Genomic DNA, 5,718 nt, shown 5'->3' with positions numbered 1-5,718 from the left:
GCTTTGGGGCTGTCGCCCCGCCCTGCCGGTGCGCAGGACCGGCGTTTCGCTGGCCGGCAGGCGGGTTGGCAAGCTCGACGTCGATCCGGTGAACGGGTTCGCCGCCATCGGCGGCGGCAATCTGGCGCCGCCGGTCGCCAACGCCCAGGTCACCCGCATGATCGCCGAGATCGACCGCACCGACCGGCTGTTCCTCTCGGCCGGAAATCCCATCGCGGTCTTCCTCGACACCCACGAGCCGGGCAAGCCCGAGTATCCCTATCCGCCCCATTGCGAGGCCGGCACCGGCGAGGAGAATCTGGTCGAGGCGCTGTCCTGGCTGGACGGTGCCCCCGGCGTCACGCTGATGCGCAAGGACTGCATCAACGGCGTGGTCGGCACGACCGACCTCGCCACCGGCCGCAACCGCCTGTTCGACTGGATCGCCGCCAACGGCATCGAGACGCTGGTGGTGGACGGCATCTGCACCGACATCTGCGTGCTCCAGGCGGTGCAGGCCCTGCTGTCGGCGCGCAACCACGGCATGACCGGGCCACTGCGCGAGATCGTGGTTTATGAGCCGGGATGCGCCACCTACGATCTGCCGCTGGAGACCGCCCGCGGCCTTGGCCTGCCCGACACCGCAGCCCACCCGCAGCCGATCGCCCACCACATCGGGCTGTATCTGATGCAGGCGAGCGGCGCGATCATCGCCGACGAGCTGATTTTCCCGGCTTCCTAGAAAACAAATACACAGGGTCCACCCAATCGAGGGGTGGACCCTGTGTCACTGCGCGCATTGGCGGAAAAATCAAGTCAATGCGGACGATCCGCCGCACTGCTTGCTGGTCCTGGAAAATTACGGCGCGCTGAAGAAGCTCACAACCTCATGCTGGAACAGGATGTGCCCCTTCTGAAGGTGCATCATGTGACCCGCATTCGGGATGATGACATATTTCTTCTGCGGGTTCGGCAGTTGCGAGAAGAACGGCAAAAGGCCGTCGGTGTCAGCGACGTCGTCGTACTGGCCATGAATAATCATGGTCGGGACGGTGATAAGCCGCGGGTTGACGAACGGCAACGAGGTGGCCAGATCGAGCTGAGGTCCCGTGGGACTCTTGGGCTCGGCCGTGACGGCAGCCTTGGCGAACGCATCCAAGGTCTCGGGCTCGTTCACCTCCGCCGGGGCCATGGACGTGAACCGCGTCTTCCAGCCCGCCTCGGGGATGACAATATACGGGTTCTGCTGGAAAAAGCCGATGCGGGCACGGCGCTTGGCGATGTCCGGGCTGTTCACATGCATCTGCGCGTAGGTGACATACTTTTCGACCTTGTCCGGATTGTCCATGACGTACATTCCGGCATATTGGGTCCCCCAGGACCAGCCGAGGAGATTCACCTTGGACGCGCCACGAAGCTTGAGCACATAGTCAATGGTGGCCTGCAGGTCATCCTTTGCCTGCGCCGTCGTCATATGGCCATCGGGGTGGGTGGAGCGTCCAAAGCCCCGGGTGTCGAGCGCGAAAACGTCAAACCCCTCTCGTGCCAGCCGGTCCATAAGGCTATAGGACGGCTTGCCAGGCACCTGCAGGTCAAAACTCTCGCGCCCTGCTGTCGCCGACCCGTGCGCCAGTACGACGATCTTCTTGTTCTTGGGGGTGTCTGCGTATTTTTCCCAGACGTAGATTTTGACGCCCGCCGTTTCGACCCAATGCTCGGCGCCGGTGGTGTTTTCCGTGCCCGCCGATGCGATGGACCCGGTTGCGGCATAAAGGGCGATGCCGAATGCAAAGATGAGCGCGCGTTTCATGGTTTTGTTCCAATTGGTGTTCTGGGTGCCGGGAAGAGGAGGCGACGAGCGTTTGCGGGACGTCGCTCAGGCCGCCCGGATGCTGGAAATGAAGCTGGTGACCACATGCCGCAGCCGGTCGGCTTCCTGCGCCAGGCTCTCCGACGCCCCGCGCATTTCGCTCGCGGCCGCACCGGTGGTCGTCGCCGCCTGATTGACGCCGACGATGTTGGTCGAGACCTCCTCGGTGCTCTTGGCGGCTTGGACGACGTTACCGGCGATGTTCTGGGTCGCCGCGTTCTGTTCTTCGATGGCCGAGGCAATGGTGGTCGTGATCTCGTTCATCTGTCCGATGGTCTTGCCGATCACTTCGATGGCACTCTGCGCGCCGCCGGTGGCGGCCTGGATCTCAACGACCTTGCCCTGGATCTCCTCGGTTGCACGCGCGGTCTGGGTGGCCAGCGCCTTCACTTCGCTGGCGACGACCGCAAAGCCCTTGCCGGCTTCACCCGCACGGGCAGCTTCGATGGTGGCGTTCAGGGCAAGCAGGTTGGTCTGCCCGGCGATGGAGTTGATCAACTCGACCACTTGACCGATCTGATGGGCGGCCGCCACCAGGCTCTTGATGGTGTCGCTGGTGCGCTCCGCCTCCTGCACCGCCTGGCCGGCGATCTGGGTCGAGGCCGCAACCTGGCGGCCGATCTCCGTGATGGATGCGGCAAGCTCCTCGGTCGCCGCAGCCACGGTCTGGACATTGGACGAGGCCTGTTCGGAGGCGACCGATACCGCGGTGATCTGCTGGGCGCTGTGCGCCGTCGCGGAGGACAGGGAGGTGGCAGAGCTTCGCATCTCCGTCGCGGCGGTCGCAACCGAATCGACGATGATCTTGACGTTGCCTTCGAAGCTGGCAGCCAGCGTCAGCATCGACTGGCGCTTGTCCTCTTCAGCCCTAAGGGTGTGCTCAGCCCGCTCCGCTTCCAGCCGATTCTTGGCCTCTGCGTTCTCTTTGAAAATCTGGACGGCTTTGCCCATCGCTCCGATCTCGTCACCACGGTCCGCTTCCGAAAAGGTGACCGACAGGTCGCCGTCGGCCAGGACATGCATTTTCTGACCCAATCGGGTGATGGTGGTGCTGACGCTCCGGCCGACGAGCGCAATAAGCGCGATGGCGGGCAGGGCGAGGACGGCCACCACGGCAAGCAGCGTCCAGAGCTGTTGCAGGAAGGCGGACTGCAGGTCGTTGATCGTAATCCCGGTGCTGATAAAGATCTTCCAGGGTTCGAAGCCCTTGACGTAGGAGAGCTTCTCTTCCGTCTCGTTGGAGCCGGAGTTGTTGACGAACCAGGGATAAAGGTAGGTTCCCTCACCCTGCTTCGCGATCGCCACCATGTTCGGCAGAATGGCCACACCCTTGGCGTCCTTCAGCCCGGACGCATCTTTTCCCATCACCTTGGCGTTGGGATGGGCGAAGCCGTAGTTGTCGTAGGTGTAGGAAAAGAGATAGCCGCCGTTCTGATACTTCAGAGCCAGAAGCATGTCCTTGAAGCGTGCTTGAGCCTCTTCGCGCGGCAATTTTCCAGCAACGACGTCGGCTTCGAATTTCTCGGCGATGCTGTATCCCAAGTCCACCAGAGCTTTCAGGCTGGTGACCCGATCCTGGTACATGCGCTGCTGGTTCAGGTAGAGGCCGGCGCCGGCAATGGCCAGAGACGCAACGCTGGCCACCACGACGAGTCCATAGAGCTTCGCGCGAATCGAAAGCCGAATCAGAGACATGTCATTGCTCTTTTGGTGTTAATGCAAACGGGTATGTCGGATATTTTGTAAGATGGTTTTATTAACAAAAAGTAATGCCATCCACCCTCCTTTGGAGACCACGTTCCTCGAAACAAAAGCGGTGTTTTAGATAAAATGGTGCGTCCGCCAACAAGACTGCGGTCACCGTTTCATGGTTTTGAATACTGATTATCCTTTATTGCCATTGCACGGGTGAAATGGCTTTGCCACGCTGTGAGTGAACATTCATTCACAAAGGGTCGCCATGTCCATCGACGTTCGTCAGAAGGTCCGGGACGCCGCCATCGCGCTGTTTGCCCAGAAAGGGGTGAAGGCGACGACGGTCCGTGACATCGCCCGCTCCGCCGGGGTGTCGGAGGGGGCGCTCTACCGCCACTGGCCGAGCAAGGAGGAGCTGGCAGCCGATCTGTTCGCGGCGGAGTATACGGCCATGTCGCAGAGCCTGCGCGATGCCGCCGGCCAGGGTCCGGCGCCGGACCGGCTGCGGCGGATCATTCGGCATGCCTTCCAGCTGGCGGAGGAGGCTCCCGACCGCACCCGCTTCCTGCTGCTGTCCCAGCATGAATCGCTGCCATTGGTGCCCAGGGGCCAGGAGACGCCGGTGGACGTGATCTGTGGCATCGTCGCCGACGGCATCGCCGAGGGCAGCATCGTGCCGGCTGACCGGGATGCACTGTCCCACATCGTCATCGGCGCCATCGTGCTGAACGTGCAGTCGCAGGTCTATGGCCGGCAGACGGCGCCGCTGTCCAGCCTCGCCGGGCCCATCGCCGACGCGATCCTCACCGGGATCTCCAGAACCGGAGCCGGACAATGAACGCCACCGCCCTCCTCGCCTCGCGGCGCTTCCTGCCGCTGTTCCTCGCCCAGTTTCTCGGCGCCTTCGGCGACAATGTCCTGCGCGGCGCCATCGCGGTGCTGGCGGTGTATGGCGTGTCCGGCGAGGGCGTCCTGAGCGGCGCGATGATCTCGACCTTGGCGGCCGGCGCCTTCACCCTGCCCTTCCTGCTGTTGTCGGCCACCGCCGGCCAGCTGGCCGACCGCTATGACCGCACCCTGATCGCCCGCATCGTCAAGCTGGCGGAAATCGGGTTGATGGCGATGGCGTCCTGGGGCATCGTCGCCGCCGACCTGCCGGTGCTTGTCATCGCGCTGGTCGGCATGGGCGCCCATTCGACACTGTTCGGGCCGGTCAAGTACGGCCTGCTGCCCGACCTGCTTGCCCCGTCCGAATTGACCGCCGCCAACGGACTGGTCGAGGCCGGGACCTTCGTTGCCATCCTGCTGGGGACCATCGCCGGCGGCTCACTGGCCCTGCTCCATCCCTGGGCGGTGCCGGGCCTGCTCGGCGCCTCGGCTGTGCTGGGTCTGGCCGCGTCGCTGTTCATCCCGCGTGCCGGCAATGCCGACCCGGCGGTGGCTGTCGGCCTCAATCCGCTGGCGGTGACGGTGCGGGTACTGCGCTCGGTGGCCGGCGACCGGGCGTCGATGCGGGCGATCCACGGCATATCGGTATTCTGGGGCGTCGGCGCGGTGGTGATGGCACAATTCCCGTCCATCGCCCGCGAGACGCTGGGGACCGACAGCGGCGGCGCCACCCTGCTGCTGGCGGTGTTCGCCATCGGCGTGGCCGCCGGCTCGGTGTTCGCCGGCCTCAGCCACCGCACGCCGTCCACCGCCGATGCCGGCCGCGCCGCGCTGGCCGGGCTGGTAGCCGCCCTGGCGGGCGCCGTCCTGCCCCTGCTGACGCCGGCCGCCCCGGCCTTGGTACCGCTGTCGCCGCTGGCCCTGCTCGCCCAGCCCTGGGCGCTGCCGCTGCTGGCCGACCTGTTCGTCATCGCTGCCGCCGGGGGGGCCTTCGCCGTTCCGCTCTATGCGCTGATCCAGCACCGCGCCGTGCCGGGGGCCCGTGCCCGCGTCATCGCCGCCGCCTATGTGGTCAACGCGCTCTACATGGTCGCCGGCTCGGCCGTCGCCGCCGGGATGCTGGCGTTGGGGGCCTCGCCGCTGACGGTTGCCGCGGTGGGCGGTGCCAGCATGGCCGTCGCTGTGGTGATGGCGCTCGCCGTCGATGCGCAGGCACTGACGCGCGCCATCTTCCGCGGCCTGTTCCGGCTGGCTTTCGGGTCGAGGTCCGCGGGGCGGAGCATCTG

General features: G+C 65.0%; 5 protein-coding genes. 3 read left to right on the top strand and 2 right to left on the bottom strand.

Translation table 11 applies throughout. The features are described from left to right. The first annotated feature begins 22 nt into the window (after positions 1–22). Positions 23–721 (top strand): isochorismatase family protein, encoded by a 699-nt coding sequence (locus tag I71_RS29730; RefSeq protein WP_375731231.1) that lies wholly within the window; start codon positions 23–25, stop codon positions 719–721. Positions 722–838: 117 nt separating this feature from the next. On the opposite strand, the gene I71_RS29725 is transcribed toward I71_RS29730, so the two are convergent. Both I71_RS29725 and I71_RS29720 read right to left on the bottom strand, forming a co-directional pair. Continuing rightward, the gene (locus I71_RS29725) at positions 839–1,789 is read right to left on the bottom strand and encodes an alpha/beta fold hydrolase (RefSeq protein ID WP_042702883.1); all 951 of its coding nucleotides are present in this window, start codon (positions 1,787–1,789) and stop codon (positions 839–841) included. Between the two features lie 66 nt (positions 1,790–1,855). Next, a complete protein-coding gene (locus I71_RS29720) occupies positions 1,856–3,544 on the bottom strand; it encodes a methyl-accepting chemotaxis protein (RefSeq protein WP_042702881.1) in 1,689 nt (562 codons plus the stop codon). A 265-nt stretch (positions 3,545–3,809) separates the two neighbouring features. Between I71_RS29720 and I71_RS29715 the strand changes: the two genes are divergently transcribed. Continuing rightward, the gene (locus I71_RS29715) at positions 3,810–4,382 is read left to right on the top strand and encodes a TetR/AcrR family transcriptional regulator (RefSeq protein WP_042702879.1); all 573 of its coding nucleotides are present in this window, start codon (positions 3,810–3,812) and stop codon (positions 4,380–4,382) included. Continuing rightward, on the top strand, positions 4,379–5,718 hold a 1,340-nt coding region (locus I71_RS29710), incomplete at its 3' end, for an MFS transporter (RefSeq protein WP_244434141.1). The genes I71_RS29715 and I71_RS29710, both read left to right, overlap by 4 nt.

It is taken from the genome of Azospirillum sp. B506 (assembly GCF_000333595.1).
Taxonomy (GTDB): domain Bacteria; phylum Pseudomonadota; class Alphaproteobacteria; order Azospirillales; family Azospirillaceae; genus Azospirillum.
Note: the sequence above shows the minus strand (reverse complement) of the source record. Positions and strands in the feature narration are given on the sequence as shown.